The organism is uncultured Veillonella sp. (genome assembly GCF_915069625.1).
Classification (GTDB): domain Bacteria; phylum Bacillota; class Negativicutes; order Veillonellales; family Veillonellaceae; genus Veillonella.
In genome coordinates this window covers 1-17,153 of sequence record NZ_CAJZFD010000023.1, presented here as the reverse complement: position 1 = coordinate 17,153, position 17,153 = coordinate 1, and the positions used below count along the sequence as shown (strand labels likewise).

The 17,153-nt window shown below is 38.4% G+C and carries 11 protein-coding genes and 1 tRNA gene; 6 read left to right on the top strand and 6 right to left on the bottom strand.

Features of this window, described 5'->3' with window-relative positions; all coding sequences use genetic code 11:
* Positions 1-94 precede the first annotated feature (94 nt).
* Positions 95-1,000 carry a LysR family transcriptional regulator gene (locus tag QZ548_RS02300; protein ID WP_024064082.1) on the bottom strand — a complete coding sequence of 302 codons (906 nt, stop codon included), beginning with the start codon at positions 998-1,000 and terminating at the stop codon, positions 95-97.
* Between the two features lie 268 nt (positions 1,001-1,268).
* Here QZ548_RS02300 and QZ548_RS02295 point away from each other — a divergent pair, with 268 nt between their 5' ends.
* Together QZ548_RS02295 and QZ548_RS02290 are read left to right on the top strand one after the other, a co-directional pair.
* Positions 1,269-5,009: a phosphoribosylformylglycinamidine synthase gene (locus tag QZ548_RS02295; protein WP_295867910.1), complete on the top strand. Its 3,741-nt coding sequence runs from the start codon at positions 1,269-1,271 to the stop codon at positions 5,007-5,009.
* Positions 5,010-5,171: 162 nt separating this feature from the next.
* A complete protein-coding gene (locus QZ548_RS02290) occupies positions 5,172-6,407 on the top strand; it encodes an FprA family A-type flavoprotein (RefSeq protein ID WP_105094716.1) in 1,236 nt (411 codons plus the stop codon).
* Positions 6,408-6,465: 58 nt separating this feature from the next.
* Here QZ548_RS02290 and QZ548_RS02285 read toward each other — a convergent pair whose 3' ends face one another.
* Both QZ548_RS02285 and QZ548_RS02280 read right to left on the bottom strand, forming a co-directional pair.
* Positions 6,466-7,191, bottom strand: a complete 726-nt coding sequence (locus tag QZ548_RS02285; RefSeq protein WP_295867906.1) for a response regulator transcription factor — start codon at positions 7,189-7,191, stop codon at positions 6,466-6,468.
* Entirely contained in the window at positions 7,188-8,687 is a 1,500-nt protein-coding gene (locus QZ548_RS02280) for a HAMP domain-containing sensor histidine kinase (protein WP_295867903.1), read from the bottom strand. Before QZ548_RS02280 ends, QZ548_RS02285 begins: the two co-directional genes overlap by 4 nt.
* A gap of 160 nt (positions 8,688-8,847) precedes the next feature.
* Here QZ548_RS02280 and QZ548_RS02275 point away from each other — a divergent pair, with 160 nt between their 5' ends.
* From QZ548_RS02275 to QZ548_RS02265, 3 genes are all read left to right on the top strand, one after another.
* The gene (locus QZ548_RS02275; protein ID WP_295867901.1) at positions 8,848-9,477 is read left to right on the top strand and encodes a phosphatase PAP2 family protein; all 630 of its coding nucleotides are present in this window, start codon (positions 8,848-8,850) and stop codon (positions 9,475-9,477) included.
* 32 nt (positions 9,478-9,509) lie between these two features.
* Positions 9,510-10,982 carry a glycosyltransferase family 39 protein gene (locus QZ548_RS02270; protein ID WP_295867898.1) on the top strand — a complete coding sequence of 491 codons (1,473 nt, stop codon included), beginning with the start codon at positions 9,510-9,512 and terminating at the stop codon, positions 10,980-10,982.
* A 94-nt stretch (positions 10,983-11,076) separates the two neighbouring features.
* Positions 11,077-11,167 (top strand) — tRNA-Ser (locus tag QZ548_RS02265).
* A gap of 193 nt (positions 11,168-11,360) precedes the next feature.
* Here the strand turns inward: QZ548_RS02265 and mmuM are convergent.
* From mmuM to QZ548_RS02250, 3 genes are all read right to left on the bottom strand, one after another.
* Positions 11,361-12,374 (bottom strand): homocysteine S-methyltransferase, encoded by a 1,014-nt coding sequence (gene mmuM / locus QZ548_RS02260; RefSeq protein WP_308522328.1) that lies wholly within the window; start codon positions 12,372-12,374, stop codon positions 11,361-11,363.
* An 87-nt stretch (positions 12,375-12,461) separates the two neighbouring features.
* A complete protein-coding gene (locus tag QZ548_RS02255; RefSeq protein WP_295867894.1) occupies positions 12,462-13,247 on the bottom strand; it encodes a basic amino acid ABC transporter substrate-binding protein in 786 nt (261 codons plus the stop codon).
* A gap of 343 nt (positions 13,248-13,590) precedes the next feature.
* Positions 13,591-15,528, bottom strand: a complete 1,938-nt coding sequence (locus tag QZ548_RS02250; RefSeq protein WP_119208625.1) for an OPT family oligopeptide transporter — start codon at positions 15,526-15,528, stop codon at positions 13,591-13,593.
* 236 nt (positions 15,529-15,764) lie between these two features.
* Here QZ548_RS02250 and pepT point away from each other — a divergent pair, with 236 nt between their 5' ends.
* Entirely contained in the window at positions 15,765-16,988 is a 1,224-nt protein-coding gene (pepT, locus tag QZ548_RS02245) for a peptidase T (RefSeq protein ID WP_295867892.1), read from the top strand.
* Positions 16,989-17,153 lie beyond the last annotated feature (165 nt).

The window sequence follows — 17,153 nt, the reverse complement described above, 5'->3', positions numbered from 1 at the left end:
CAGGTTTATAACAATATAATATAGCACAGATAAGACTAGTCTAAAATATAAAAAGACACACTTTCTGAAATCTCTCAAAAAGTGTGTCTTATAATTATAAGACCTTATCACGAGTGCTTTCACGATTAATAAGCAAGGATGTGAAGCGCGCAGCCCCTTCAGATTGAGGTACCAAACGAGAACGGACAAGTACAATATCACGGGTCGGTACAGGAATATCTGTATCGATACGCACGATGGAGCCTTCTTGCATCTTTTGTTGCACTACATGGTTAGGCAACATGGAAATGCCCATATTAATTTCTACAAGATCGAGCAATACATCGACGCTACCAAGTTCAAAACGAGGTTTACGGCATGCACCATGTGTTACTTCATCAAAGAAGGTACGGCTCGCAGAGCCCTTATGTAATAATAAAATAGGCTCGTTAAGTAAACGACCTTGATCAAAGAACCCTGCCCCTTTATAGTCAGGGCCACCAACAAATACATCTTGAATTGTAGCCAATGTAGTGACCTCTAATTGAGGATTATCACGCAAGCCTTCATAATCATTAACCACCGCTAACTGAGCCTCTTTATTGAGTACCAACTCTACGCAATCAGGGGATGGACGATTAATGATATGCAATCCGATTTCACTTTCTTGCAATTGCCATTTATGGAAATATGGTAATAAGAAATGGCGACATAATGTATCTGTAGCAGCAAGGTTTAAACTTTCATAAGCTTGGCTAACACGTTCTTGTAATTGAGTCACCCCATTATCAAGGATGGAGAACGCTTTAGCTACCGTATCGAACAATTCCTTACCTTCCGGCGTGAATCCTACAGATTTTGTAGTACGCACGAAAAGAGGCATATTCAGTTCCCCTTCTAATTGTTTAATGCTTTGACTGATGGCGGATTGAGACACACCTAGTTCTTTTGCGGCACGAGAAAAGGATAAATATAAGCCTACCCCTAAAAAGGTTCTATATAAATCTGCAGATACTGCCATTTTATTCACCTCTGTTATATACTAATAGTAACGTCTTACTTTTAACTATACATATCATTTATTATATTATAACGATGAACTCTCAATATATAATGAATATGTAGAAAACTTCATGAATATTAGGTCTTATGACCTTCATGAATTTTTCATATTTATTAGTATTTCTAATCTTTTTATAAGTAAGATTATCTTTACTTATAAGTCTAGACCTACTATACTTAATTTGTCAATATCCCATAGGGAATTATATACATTACAGGAGGCTACAATGGCTATACAACGATTATTCGTAACAAAACGAGAATCTTTCAACCAAGAAGCACAACGCATGTTACAGACCTTGCAACAGGAATTATCTATACCTGTTACAGGTGTTACCATTTATGAACGATATGATATTGAAAATTTAGATACCAAAGATTTAGAATCTGCGAAAAATTTAATTTTCTCCGAACCTCCTGTGGATACAGTATTAGAAGAAATTCCAGCTGTACAAGGTTTCGTATTCGCTGTTGAATATGTACCAGGTCAATACGATCAACGCGCCGATAGTGCTGAGCAATGTATTTCTATGCTAACCCTTACATCTGGCCATATTGTTCGCTGTGCTCGTGTATTTGCTATCGAAGGTACTTTCACAAAAGAACAAGAAAATGCCATCAAAGCATACTATATTAACCCAGTTGATTCCCGCGAAGCAAGCCTTGAATTACCTAACACTTTGGCTCTCAATTTAGAGGACCCAAAACCAGTGGCAACTATCGATGGCTTTACGACAATGAGCGATGCTGAGTTAGAAGGACTTATCAAAAACTATGGTCTTGCTATGACATTAGCGGACCTTCAAATGATTAGACAACAATATGCAGAGGTAGAACACCGGGATCCTACGATTACAGAAATTCGCCTCTTCGATACATATTGGTCCGACCACTGCCGTCATACCACATTTATGACAGAGTTAACGGATATCTCTATCGAAGCAAGTCGCTTTACAGGCCCTATTGAAGAAGCCCTCGAAGAATACATGGAAGGTCGTGCTGAGCTCTATACATCTAAGAAAAAAGCGCGCTCCCTCATGGACATGGCTACATTAGCTGTAAAAGAATTGCGCCATGCTGGTGGTTTAACAAATCTCGATGAATCCGATGAAATCAATGCATGTACTATCATCGTCCCTGTTGATGTAGACGGAAAAACTGAAGAATGGTTGTTATTATTCAAAAATGAAACCCACAACCACCCTACTGAAATCGAACCATTTGGCGGTGCGGCTACCTGCTTAGGCGGTTGTATCCGCGATCCATTGAGCGGCCGCGCCTATGTATACCAAGCAATGCGCATCACTGGCTCTGGTGATCCACATACTAGCCTTGAAGATACATTAGAAGGTAAATTACCACAAAAGAAAATTACGCAAGAAGCAGCTCGTGGCTATTCCTCTTACGGCAACCAAATCGGTCTTGCTACAGGTGAAGTAAAAGAATATTACCATCCTGGCTACGTAGCAAAACGCATGGAAATTGGCGCTGTTATCGGTGCAGCTCCACGCAATCAAGTACGCCGCGAAGTACCAGTTCCAGGTGATGTTGTAGTATTACTGGGCGGTAAAACTGGTCGCGATGGCTGTGGTGGTGCTACAGGTTCCTCTAAAGAACATACCGTAGAATCCCTTTCCACATGCGGTGCCGAGGTACAAAAAGGCAACGCCCTTACGGAACGCAAAATTCAACGCCTCTTCCGTCGTGGTGAAGTAACTACACTCATCAAACGTTGTAATGACTTTGGTGCTGGCGGTGTATCCGTTGCCATCGGTGAATTAACAGATGGCGTAACTATTAACCTTGATTTAGTGCCTAAAAAATACGCTGGCCTTGATGGTACAGAATTGGCCATTTCTGAATCCCAAGAGCGTATGGCTTGCGTTATCTCCGCTACCGATGTAGATGCATTTAAAGCATATTGCGACGAAGAAAACTTAGAATGTACAGTTGTAGCAGATGTAACTGACACAAATCGTCTCATCATGAACTGGAATGGCGAAACAATTGTAGATATTAGCCGCGACTTCTTAAATACAAATGGTGCAAGCCAACAGCAAGAAGCTATAGTAACAGCTCCAGCGGATCGCTCTTACTTCTTACGTGGTTCTTCTAGTGCAGATAACTTTAAAGAAAAATGGCTTGCAGCCGTATCTGATTTAAATACAGCTTCTCAACAAGGTTTAGCAGAGCGCTTTGATAGTACAGTTGGTGCTAATACGGTACTCATGCCATTCGGTGGTAAGTTCCAAAAGACACCTACTCAAGGTATGGTCGCAAAATTACCTGTATTAAATGGTGAAACTACTACAGCTAGCATCATGACACATGGCTTTGTACCAGAATTATCTGCTTGGAGCCCATACCATGGTGCCCAATATGCTGTACTTTTATCTGTCGCTAAGCTAGTAGCTCTCGGCGGTCGCCGTGAAGATGCATACTTAACATTACAAGAGTACTTTGAACGCCTCAACTCTAAGGAATCCTGGGGTAAACCTGTAGCAGCTTTACTAGGCGCTTATAAAGCGCAAAAAGAACTTGAAATCGGTGCTATTGGTGGCAAAGATTCTATGAGTGGTACATTTATGGATCTTACAGTTCCTCCTACCCTTGTATCCTTTGCGGTTGGTACAGCTCATGTAGATAACATTGTGAGTCAAGAGCTTAAAGGCGTAGACCATCGCCTCGTATTCTTCGATGTACCTCGCATGTACGACGACACTCCAGATTGGGATCGTTTCAAAGAAAATTGCGATACCTTGCAAGAACAAATTCAAAAAGGTCGTGTTTACTCTGCTTATGTAGTTGACCAAGGCGGCATCCCTGAAGCTGTCACAAAAATGGCCCTCGGCAATAATATTGGTGTTAAATTCGATAAATATGCTGAACGAGCTATTTTCCAACCGGCTCTTGGTGCATTTATCGTAGAGGTAGACATTAAAGCTGTTAACTATCTCTTAGAGTTACCAGGTTTAAAAGTAATCGGTGTAACACAAGCAAATCCAGTTATTGAATGGGCTGATCAATCCATATCACTCAAGGAGATCCAAGCAACTTATGAAGCTCCACTCAACGATATATTCCCTATGCATGCTCCAAATGGCTCTGGAGAAGCAGTAGCGTACATCCATGATCAACACGCTAAACCTCGCAGTACATCCTTAGGTGCCAAACCTAAAGTTCTCATACCCGTATTCCCTGGTACAAACTGCGAATTTGATGCGGCTCGTGCCTTTGAACGAGCTGGGGCCGAAACAGATATTGTAGTAATTCGAAACCAAACACCAGAACAATTAAAAGAATCTATCGACGTAATCAAAGCTAAATTAGCAGAATCTCAAATTCTTATGTTTCCTGGTGGTTTCAGTGCTGGCGATGAGCCAGATGGTTCTGGCAAATTTATGGCTACCCTCTTCCGTAATCCATACCTTGCTGAAGGCCTAGAAAATCTCTTGTACAAACAAGATGGCCTTGTACTTGGTATTTGTAACGGCTTCCAAGCACTTATCAAATTAGGCTTGTTGCCAGGTGGTCATATTGAAACCTTAACTGCTGACCATTCTACTTTGACGTATAACACCATTGGTCGTCACTTGTCTCGTATGGTTAACACTAAAGTTATTTCTACAAAATCCCCTTGGATGAGCGATGCTAAAGCAGGCGAAATCTACACTGTACCTATCTCTCACGGTGAAGGTCGCTTCATCGCATCCCCTCAACAAGTATTGGAATTCAATAAAACTGGTCAAATTGCTACACAATATGTAGACTTTGATGGTATTGCATCCATGGATAGCCGCTTCAACCCTAACCAATCTGTAGCTGCTATTGAAGGTATTTATAGTCCTGATGGTCGCGTATTTGGTAAAATGGCACACTCCGAACGCTGTGGTCTTGGTATTAGCAAAAACATTCCTGGCCAATTAGAAATGCCAATCTTTACATCTGGTGTAAAATACTTTAAATAATTTATGACTATTCTTTCATGTGAAAGCCTACTCCTTGGGGTAGGCTTTTCAATATTGATTTTTTTCGAAAATATTAGTATTATAAATTGATGATATATTTACGAACATGAGAATTCGTGTAAACCGATACATAACAAATGTGAGTTAAGAAAGGATTTTATTATGCATTGTGCTCAGAAAATGACCCATAATATCTACTGGATTGGTAGTAATGACTGGACTACAGAACGTTTTGAAAACTTATTCCCTATTCCAAATGGTGTTAGCTATAACAGCTATTTCATCGACGATGAAAAAACTTGCGTTGTAGACTCTGTTGATGCAGAAATTCGCGAAGAATACTTTGATAACTTGACTCATCTATTAAATGGTCGCGACCTTGATTACATCATCGTAAATCATATGGAACCAGACCATTGCCAAACATTGTTGGAAACATTGGAACGCTATCCAAACTGTAAAATGGTTGGTAACGCTACAACATTCCGCATGTTTGAACAATTCTACAATTCTCCAAAACCTGATCAATACTACACAGTAAAAGAAGGCGACGAAATCTGCCTAGGTAAACATACACTAGTTTCCTACACTATGCCTATGGTTCACTGGCCAGAAGTAACTTGTACATATGAAAAATCTACTGGTACATTATTCTCTGCAGATGCTTTCGGTACATTCGGTACAGTTAACGGTAACATCTTTGCAGACCAAACTGATTACGTTGCTACCTACGAAGATGAAGCTCGTCGTTACTACACAAATATAGTTGGTAAATACGGTCCTCAAGTACAAAATGCAATCCGTAAAGTTTCTGGTCTTGACATCAAGCGTATTGCTCCACTTCATGGTCCTATCTGGCGTACACCTGAAACTATCGATTATATCTTGCGCAAATACTTGCACTGGTCCAGCTACACAGCTTGTAAAAAAGGTGTTGTTATTGCCTTCGGTTCTATGTATGGTAACACTCGTGCTATTGCACAACAATTGGCTAAGCAATTGTCCAAACGCGGCGTCACAGATATCAAAATCTACGATGTTTCCAAAACTAATGCTTCCTACATCATCGCTGATGCTTGGAAATACACTAACTTGGTAACAATTGCACCTACATACAATTTGAACCTATACCTTACTATGGAAAACTTCATTCATGAATTGAAAGCACTTAACTTCCAAAACCATAAGGTATCCATCATTGGTAACCACTCTTGGGCATCTGCTGCAATGAAAACAATGGTTGCTCACTTTGAAAACGACTTCAAAGACATTGAAATCGTATCCGAACCACTTGATATCAAATCCTCTTTAAAACCAGAAGATCTTCCAAAAATCGAAAAAATGGCAGACGATATCAAAGCATCCATCGATGCAGCTGAAATCAAAGAAGTATTATAATTGAATAAAAAAGCTAGAGGCTCGTAGATAAAAAATCTATGAGCCTCTAGCTTTTTTTCTATTTAATTATTTTATAATTTTCCCATTGGTGGAATCGATACCCTACACCCCATACGGTATCTATATATTCTTCACCATCATACTTCTTATCCACCTTCATACGTAATCGATTCACATGAACCATGACCGTAGATGTTTCACCAAAAGAATCTGCTTCCCACAGCTTTTCAAAAATCTCATCTTTAGTAAATACGCGGCTTGGATGTTTGGCTAAAAGGACTAGAATCTCATACTCTCTTGGTGTTAATGGTACAACCTCATCATGGAGTAGCACCATATGAGATGCCAAATTAATTTCAAGATGCCCCGCCGTAATTTTAGGTTCTTCAACTACCATAGGTGGGACAGTAGATGCAAGTATTCTTTCAAAACGTTGAATATGAGATTTCACACGCGCTACAAGTTCTACAGGACTAAACGGCTTGATTAAATAATCATCTGCTCCTAATCCTAAACCTCTAATTTTATCTATATCTTCACGTTTAGCACTAACCATTATAATCGGTACTTCCTTCTTCATACGAATATCTTTACATATGGAGAATCCGTCCTTTTTAGGTAGCATTATATCTAAAATGATACAGTTATAATCATTTTGTATAGCTTTTTCTACCCCCATTACCCCATCAGAGACAATCTCAACTTCAAACCCTTCAATCTCTAAATAATCCCTTTCCAACTCGGAAATCCCTTTATCATCTTCTATGATTAAGATTTTTTTCATGCGTCCTCCAACTCTGTCATAATTGGAAATTCCATAATAATCGATAGGCCGGAACCATTCAAACCCTGTTCGGCCCAAATTTGTCCATCCATATCCATTACAATTTGTTTTACAATGGCAAGACCTATCCCATTCCCGTTAGCCACTTCACTACGAGCCTCATCGGTGCGGAAAAATATGTCAAATAATTGATTTAATGATGCTTCTGGTACACCCATTCCATTATCGGTAATGGTGAGTCGGACCCTATTATTCTGATAGACAGTACTAATATTAATCTTAAGTGGCTCTGTACTCCTATATTTCCAACTATTGGAAAATAAATTATCTAGTATTCGTACAAATTGTTTTACATCAGTTCTAACAAGTCGGTCAGATTCACCATAGGACTCTACCAGTATAATCCCTTTATCTTCAAAATCTCCTTTATGTCTTTCTATATATTCAGAAATAACTTGATTCAAACTAACCGGTCTATAATCATACACAATCTGCCCAAGCTCAAGCTTTGAAAAATCAGACAGCATAGATACTAATTTCTCAATATTACCAGCCATAGTATATATCATTTGTACATAATGAGTTTGCTTTTCTGGAGTTCGTGCAACACCATCTAAAATACCACTTGCATAGCCCTTAACAGATGTAAGCGGTGTTGCGATATCATGGCAAATGCCTGCAATCATTTGCCTACGTTTCTCTTCATAATCTTCACGCAATTGCTTTTCCCGGGCTAAGGATCTTTGCATATTATTAAAAGCTTCACAAGTTTCTCCTAACTCATCATGATAGGTCACTTTAATAAGACTAGGCGTAACCCCTTTCTTAATATCTATAGCAGCCCTTTGAAGATATTGTAAAGGTAATAAAATTTGCTTAGACAAGCGATTGGCAATATAAATACCACCAAATACAGCCGATGCCACTACTAAAGCAAGAGCTAGGCCAAACAGAAACTCTACCAGTACCTTCTCATCTGTTTCATGTCCCATCGATTTTGCCATAAAGGGGATGTGTCCCGCTCCAATGACTAACATACCGTCATCATAACGATTAACATATGTCAACCGATCACCATCCCATTCATAGTATCTACTATCATTATCTGTAATCAACCCTATTTTTTTGATAGTAGACACTATATGGTCACCATCACTGTCGGGTGTCATATATAGTACTGTATCATCTTTCATAATAACAACATCAACGCCTTGAGCTTCTATAACAGATGTATTATTACGTAAGCTAAACACTGTCGTGTCTTTAGATAATAACTTTTTATTTATTTGTTCTAGTTCGAATTGAAGGATTTGAGATTGTATGGTACTAGGTGCTAACATCATCCAAGAGCGCTGCTCTATAGGGTTAGAAAACCGCAACAAACTCCAAATGCCACCAACCAGTAGGAATAGTGTAATAAGTGGTATCACTATCATTAATAAATTACTGAGCAATAATTTATATTGTACTTTTAGGTTTTGAAACCATGTATTCATAAAATCCTCCTTTAATAGCTCCATTATAAGCATAAAAATAACATTATCCTATACCATCTTTACACCTTTCTAATATTGTTATAAGGTCGTAAGATTTTCGTAAGATTTCTCCGATATGATGTATGCATTAAGAAAACCATACTCAACATTAGGAGGAATTATGAACTACGAATTGTTTCAAGTCATTAATAATCTAGCAGGTATAAGCCCAATTTTAGATCAATTCATGATTTATATAGTAAAATTTAGTGCACCAATCATGGCTATACTAGTAGCGACCCTATTAGGGCTTGGCCTTTATACAAAAGATAAAGAGCTTACGATGAATAGCATACATACAATCTTACTATTAGGAATTACGCTTGCTATACATCAAGTAATCGGTTTGTTCTATGTAGAGCCACGACCATTCGTATCCCATACAGTTAATCTATTGCTAGCACACAGTGCGGATCCAAGCTTTCCAAGTACACATGCTATGGGAATGAGCGCTATAGCTCTATCTCTATTTGCTGTATATAAAAGATTAGGCTCCATTTTAATTGCCCTAACACTTCTTACAGGATTTGCCAAAATATTTGTAGGTCATCATTACCCTATAGATATTATCGGTGGTTTTATTATTACCTATGTGTTATTTCTTTTATATAATAAGTTACTCAAGCAAAGAATTACACCATATATCAGTAATTTAAAACATATGCAAAGACAACTTAGCACTATATTTAAACGATCCAGCGGTCTCATTATAGAGTCTCAACGCCCCTTAACTAAGCGTTTCACAAAATAATTTGACTTTCAAACTAAAAAGGACTAATAAATATGCCACAAATTTGTAGTAAATGGATCCATGCTAAATACTTTCTTATAACAATAATCCTAATAATCTCAGGAATACTATATCTTCTAGGAAATGCGGACCTTGCCATTACGGATCCTGTGGAATCCAATTATGCTTTAACAGCAAAGGAAATGTTATTAAATCAAAACTATTTTTCTCCTCAGATTTTTAACCACTATTGGTATGATAAACCTATCTTTTATTATGTAGAGCTTATCATAAGTTACAAACTATTCGGCATTTCTAATTTTGGAGCACGCTTTTTCTCCGCCTTATTAGGAGTAATGAATATTGGATTACTCTATAGCTTTGTACATCAGATACGAGGAAAAAAGACGGCTGTTATCGCCGCCATTTTATATGCTACCTGTGCGGAATTCTGGATTATCTCCAAAGCTGTCATTACCGATATGACGCTAGTATTATTCATCAATATTACCTTGATGAGTTTTTATATTGGGTACCGAAAGCATATGTTACATCAAAAATATGCTACGTACTATTATATAGCTTATATAGGAGCCGCCCTAGCAGTATTAACAAAAGGTCCTATTGGATTTTTATTGCCAGGACTCATCATCCTCATATATTTAGCTATATCACATAATCTCAAAGAATTATTACATCTTAAAATACCAGTAGGCTTATTACTACTTACTTTCATAGGTGGGAGTTGGTATATCTATATGTATACAATGCATGGTAGTGATTTTATCAATGTATTTTTGGGAGTCCATAACTGGTTACGTGCCACTGTGTCAGAACATCCCCAATTCAATGTATGGTATTACTACATTATTGTAACACTCATCGCCCTATTCCCATGGTCTTTTATTGTATCCTGTAAGCTTTATACACAAAGAAAGAGCTTACAAAAACACAATCATATAACCCCCTTCACCACCTTTTTAGGTATATGGGCCTTAACTGTACTTATATTCTTTACTTGTATGGCTACTAAGTATACAACATATACCTTCCCAGCTCTTGCACCTATGACAATACTTATTGCGATAGTATGTAAACCACATTATCGTTTCATTCGGAAAGCAGCACTATTAACTGTAATGTTGTATGGTATATTAACCTATACAGTAGCGATGCCGCTAATGAATCATGCATCGTCTGTTATTACCAGTCAATACATCCTCAATACTATTTCCGATAATGCAATGATTATCAGTGCGCGTCATGATTATCGTGTATCAACTACGTACTATAGCAATCACACAATTTATAAATTGGAAGCAACCTCAGATAATTCTATAAATCCTATGAGTTTATCATGGGATGCCAAAAAAATCATGCCCTTAGCTTATGCTAACGAATTACCTTCCAATACCGCCATCTATTTATTAACAGATTCTGATCAGTTTCCTAATAGTCTAGATAAATCAGAATGGACATGTATTGAAAGCAATGCAGAAGGAGACATATATAAACACAATAAATAGCTATCGAAAATACTATACTCCATCAAAAATTTTCTTGACATCTAAACTCCTATCTAATATACTATACAAGTACCTGTTACACAACAGAATACATGGAGAGGTGTCCGAGCGGCTGAAGGAGCATGATTGGAAATCATGTGTGCGGTTATCCCGTACCCAGGGTTCAAATCCCTGTCTCTCCGCCATAATAAAAGCAGTGCTTAGGCACTGCTTTTTTATTATTCCAAAAGAAGAGGTAATACTAATATATCACCTCTTTTATTATATTTACATTACTATTTCCGTTTCTATATCACATACCACAAGCTAATAATCTTTTACTAAAATCTAAAAAGGCTATTCCTATCTAAAGGAATAGCCTTTCTATTTACTTACTAGTTATTTATGAATTTTTTTAGCAATATCACCGATGATTTCAGGTGTCGTTCGACAGCATCCACCTATAATATTAGCACCGGCCTCGCGCCATGAATCTACATAATCAACAAAGGATCCTGGGTCACCATACCAAGTCTTAGTTTCACTATCATAACTTTCACCAAGATTTGGATATACCGCAATTGGTTTATCAGTAACTGTACGAACATCCTTAACCAAAGACTCTACATATTCAGGTTTAGTACAATTGATACCAATGCCAGTTATAGGACGAACCTTATCGATCATTTCCGCGCATTTAATGATTGTTTCTCCACTAGAGACATGATGTTCATCCTTACAAGAGAAGGCAATCCATCCAGGAATCCCTCTTGATGTATATGGATCAGACATGGCCCGAGCAATCGCAATAGCTTCATCATAGGATGGTATTGTTTCAAAGGATAGTATATCAGGATTTTCTTCACAGAATAAGGCTAAGCGAGGAATATGGAACACCTCGAGATACTCAGTTTGTACGCCAGGATAACCACGGTACTCAGAGCCATCCGCTAAAAAAGCTCCGTATGGGCCTACAGAAGCTGCTACTAATGGTTTAGGTAATGCACCTTCGGAAAAATATTTAACGCCGTCTGCTGTTTCTTCTCCTAGCTTAATGCCTCTAAGTATAAGCGCCCCACTTGCCTTGGCTTCCACGAACTCATTACGAGCTTGTACTGCTAGACGAACAGATAATTTAACGAGTTCTATAGCCTCTTCCGTACCAAGCCCTAATCCTTTAAAGCCTGCTACCGTAGCTTGATAGCCAGAGCTTTGAATAATATCTGCACCAGCCGCTAAGTAGGAAATATGTATTTTCTTGATGATATCCGGTTGATCCATAAGAACCTTGGCAGACCACAACTTATGTTGAAGATCACAGCCATAACGTTCTAATTCTGACCCTAACCCACCATCTAAAACGAGGGCGCCCTTCTGTTTAATTATATCTAAAAATGCTCTTCGTTTAGCCATCATATCACCTATTCTATACTACCTCATACCATTCGAGGTTTACAAAACGTATTATAACAGATAATACATTTTGGTACTATCTACAAACTATTTTAATACCTCTGCTGGTGGCTCTTTACCAAACCATTTTTTATAAATCTCAGCATATTTGCCATTTGCTTTAATCTTAGCTAGGCCATCGTTAATTTTATTGAGAAGCTCTGTATTACCTTTTTTCACAGCAATACCAAGTGGTGCCGCATCGTAGTCCTCTCCAGTGACTTTTGCGATACCTTTACCCTTCCCATTAACATAATATTCATTTACCGGCGTATCGTTAATAACTACATCGACGCCTTTATTTTGTAGTTCTAAAAAGGCATCAACGATGATATTGAACTGGCGTACATCAGCATTTGGAATCTTGCTAGCAATTTCTGCACCAGTAGATCCGATAGATACACCAATACGTTTTCCTTCTAGATCCTTAAAGCTATTAATATTTGTGTTATCTATATTAACAACGAGACCATTCCCTGCAATATAGTATGGGTTACTGAAATCTACAGATTTTGCTCGTTCTTCAGAAATGGTCATATCTGAAATAGCAATGTCGATAGTATTACTTTGTAATGCTGGTAACAGTGCATCAAAGTTCAAGTTTTGAATATCCGCTTCAATGCCCTCTTCTTTTGCAATAGCATTGATAATATCAATATCAAAACCAGCTAATTTACCGCTATCTTTATCTTTAAATCCAAATGGTGCATAGGTCGCATCAGTACCGACGCGCCATGTCTTTTGACTCGTACCTGTATTGCCACAACCAGCGATAAACAAGCTGCTAGCAATTGTAAAAGCTCCTAAAAGAGCTGCGATTTTCTTAAATTTCATAATTGCCCCTACTTAATCCTGTATACTTAGAAACAGGAGTTCTATTTAATCAACTATTATATTTATACTTACATTACATGGACATAATAAAAATAATACCTCTAAAGGTATTATAGTATTATGATAACATTCGATATAGTTGAGGTCAATTAATCCAATCATATAAATAGGTTTTAAACTCACATAGTTTTTAGCTATATCAAAAAAGTTATTAGTTATATAAAAAGACCGCCTTTACCAATTAAACAAAAACTCGGTAAAGGCGGTCATCCCTAGAGTGGAGAATTCCTAACAATTTTTAATCAAACAAAATACTCACATGCTTAAGAGTATATCTTATTCTTTATTTAGCTTTTTTAGCTTTTACGTACATAGCTACTTTGTACAAGAATACACAGAGTAACAAGTACATTACGATACTGAGGTATGTTGCTTCTGGTGTTTCAACCCAATCTTGAGCGAATACATCAACACCGGCAATACGAAGTACGGCACTGAATAAAGAACCAATAGCACCACCAGCTACGAGACCAGATGCAATTGTGCTACCTTTGGAGAAGCGAAGATCTGCCAATTCTTTATCTTTTGTACTATTTTGTACGAAGTATGCAATCAAACCACCGATAAGTAATGGTGTGTTGATTTCCATTGGCAAGTATGTACCAAGAGCAAATGCCAATGGTGGAACTTTTACCATCCACAAGATGATGGCAAATAATGCACCAGCCATGTATAGAGGCCATTGAGCACTACCACCAGTCATCATTGGCTCAATGATAGCAGCCATAGCATTCGCTTGTGGAGCATTTAATGCATGGTCTCCTACGAAGCCATATGCATCGTTCAAGAGGATCATAACGCCTACAGAAAGTACGGCACAAAGAATGGTACCAACGATTTGCCATTGTTCCATTTTCTTAGGTGTAGCACCTGTCATGTGCGCTACTTTGAGTTCAGACATGAAGTTACCAGCCATACCGATGGTTGTACCGATGAAGGAAGCCATCATGAGGACTGCAATCATACCTACTTTACCAGTCATACCTGCAGCTGTTAAGCATACAGCGGAGATGATAATCATGAAGATTGTCATACCAGATACTGGTTCTGTACCTGTATAAGCAATGGAGCTGATACCTACTACAGATAATAAGAAGGACATAATTAGAACGATTAAGAATGCTACGATTGTTTGGGAGAAGCTTTCAGCATACATAAAGTGGAAATATGCTGCAAATAGAACTGTACATAATAAGATGCCAGCGCCAATCCAAGATGTAGGAACGTCACGTTGTGTACGAAGCAAGTTAACATCAACGGTTTTGGAACTGAAAATATCAAGTACTGCATTTTTTACAACACTAGCTACTACCTTAGACATATTGAGCAATCCGATAATACCTGCCATAGCAAGCATACCGATACCAATATGGCGAACATAGTCTAAGAATACTTTACGAATAGGAGCTTCTGCAAGTGGAACTGCATGCCCATTGATTTGCATGATGTGTTCCGGAGCTAAATAGTATACAATTGGAATACATACGAACCAAGAGAAGAAGGAACCAGCTGCGATAATAGCTGCATACCGTAAGCCTGTAAAGTAACCAAGGCCAAGCAATGCAGCATCTGTATCTACAGCAGCATTTAACTTAGTTTGATCTGCCAAAGCAGTGCCCCATTTAAATGCGGTAGTACGGATAACCTCTTCCCACCAGCCGAGGCTGTTAAGAATAAAGTCATATACAAGAGCGATAAGGCCAGAACCAAGCATAAGTTTCGCTTTGCTACCTTCATTACTCATTAGCACTTCAGCAGCAGCACGACCGCTTGGGAACGGATACACATAGTGCATTTCCTCAACAAAGTAGCGACGGAACATAACGCATAATAGAACACCAAGTACGCCACCAAGGATAATAGGAATCGCCATTTGTACAAAGGTTACATCTGTAACATTCCAAATGTATAGAGCCGGTAAGAAGAACATGGCACCAGCTAATGTGTTCGTACTAGAACTAGCGATAGCCTGAATGTGAACCGTTTCGGCAAAAGCATTTTGCCGTTTCAAAATAACTGCTGTACCCATAGCAAGTACAGATACTGGAGCAAAGGCATCTACTGTTTGACCAATTTTCAAACATAAATACCCTACAGCCAGTGTGAAAATTGCCGCATAGAATAGGCCCCAGAATACTACATATGAGTTAATCTCTACGTAATCCTTCTTAGGATCTAATACGGGTTCTACGGGCGGAATAGAACGAGTTTCGTCCGACATAGTAAAACCTCCTCATAAAAAATACAAACGTATATCTATCCACCTTTATACTATCATGGTGCTATACACGTTTCAATTGCTTTATATGCATAATACGAATATTTTTACACATTATGCACCGATACACTTTGCATTTTATGTACTACTGGTCTACAATTAAGATATATAGGCTAAATAGGTCTAACTATGGTATCAACCAATTATATATTCAATACATTCTCTCAAGGAGGCTTATTATGGAACCAATGGTTGAACGTTTTGTACGCTACACAAGCATAAATACACGGTCTAACGAGGAAAGTACAACCATTCCAAGTACTCAAACTCAAGTAGACTTTGCTACTAATGTGCTCGTTCCTGATTTAAAAGCAATCGGTTTAGATGAAGTTATTTATAACCGTGAAAATGGTTTTGTTATCGGCACATTAAATGCTAATACAGATGAAAAAGCACCTGCTATCGGCTTCATTGCTCACATGGATACAGCAGACTACAACGCAGAAAATATTAAGCCTCGCATCGTTGAAAATTACGATGGCAGCGATATTTGCCTTAACGAAGAACATCAAATCTTCACACGTCGTGCAGATTTCCCTAATCTAAAGAATTACATCGGTAAATCCTTAGTTGTCACAGATGGTCTTACGCTCCTCGGCGGCGACGACAAGGCGGGTATCTGTGAAATTATGGAAGCCCTCGCGTACCTCGTAGCTCATCCAGAAATCAAGCACGGAAAAATCATGTGCGCTTTCGGTCCAGACGAAGAAATCGGCACTGGCGCCGATCACTTTGATGTCAAAGAATTTCCTGTTGATTTTGCCTATACAATTGATGGTGAAAGCCTCGGTCAACTTGAATACGAAACATTCAATGCTGCAGGCGGTACAGTGACCCTCAAAGGTGTATCTGTTCATACAGGCACTGCCAAAGGCATTATGATCAACTGTGCTAAATTAGCAATGCAATTCGATTCTCTATTACCAGGTGCTGCTGTTCCTGAACATACATGTGGTCGTCAAGGCTTCTTCATGCTCATGAGCATGGAAACACAAGTAGATACAGGTAAAATGAACTATATTATCCGCGACCATGACAAAGAATTATTCGAAGCGAAAAAAGCATTCTTCTTACAAGCTGGTCAAACATTAAATGAAATCTACGGCCGTGAAGTATGTGAAGTATCTGTAAAAGATCAATATTACAACATGTACGATATCATTAAAGACAATATGGAATGCGTTAACGTAGCCAAAGCTGCTATGGAAAAAGCCGGTATCACTCCTATTTGTGACCCTATCCGCGGTGGTACAGACGGTTCTAAAATTTCCTTCATGGGCATCCCTACTCCTAATATCTTTACGGGCGTAGAAAATCTACATGGTCGTCACGAATTCGCATGTATTGATGACATGAAAAAAGCCGTAGAAGTTATCGTAAACATCGTTAATATTGAGAAATAATAGGTTACAATGTAACTGATCATACACCTATACTACTAGATGCCATTTGAAGGATATTTAAATTCAAAACGAGTATTCTAGAACACAATGGAATTCTAATATACCTTAACAATCAGAACCACCCGTAAAACGGGTGGTTTGCTCACGGGCTATAAGCCCGTAGTA

Bases quoted from the DNA above. Each gene is read 5' to 3' on its own strand.
- QZ548_RS02300 (WP_024064082.1), bottom strand. From the start codon at position 1,000: ATGGCAGTATCTGCAGATTTATATAGAACCTTTTTAGGGGTAGGCTTA.
- QZ548_RS02295 (WP_295867910.1), top strand. From the start codon at position 1,269: ATGGCTATACAACGATTATTCGTAACAAAACGAGAATCTTTCAACCAA.
- QZ548_RS02290 (WP_105094716.1), top strand. From the start codon at position 5,172: ATGCATTGTGCTCAGAAAATGACCCATAATATCTACTGGATTGGTAGT.
- QZ548_RS02285 (WP_295867906.1), bottom strand. From the start codon at position 7,191: ATGAAAAAAATCTTAATCATAGAAGATGATAAAGGGATTTCCGAGTTG.
- QZ548_RS02280 (WP_295867903.1), bottom strand. From the start codon at position 8,687: ATGAATACATGGTTTCAAAACCTAAAAGTACAATATAAATTATTGCTC.
- QZ548_RS02275 (WP_295867901.1), top strand. From the start codon at position 8,848: ATGAACTACGAATTGTTTCAAGTCATTAATAATCTAGCAGGTATAAGC.
- QZ548_RS02270 (WP_295867898.1), top strand. From the start codon at position 9,510: ATGCCACAAATTTGTAGTAAATGGATCCATGCTAAATACTTTCTTATA.
- mmuM (WP_308522328.1), bottom strand. From the start codon at position 12,374: ATGGCTAAACGAAGAGCATTTTTAGATATAATTAAACAGAAGGGCGCC.
- QZ548_RS02255 (WP_295867894.1), bottom strand. From the start codon at position 13,247: ATGAAATTTAAGAAAATCGCAGCTCTTTTAGGAGCTTTTACAATTGCT.
- QZ548_RS02250 (WP_119208625.1), bottom strand. From the start codon at position 15,528: ATGTCGGACGAAACTCGTTCTATTCCGCCCGTAGAACCCGTATTAGAT.
- pepT (WP_295867892.1), top strand. From the start codon at position 15,765: ATGGAACCAATGGTTGAACGTTTTGTACGCTACACAAGCATAAATACA.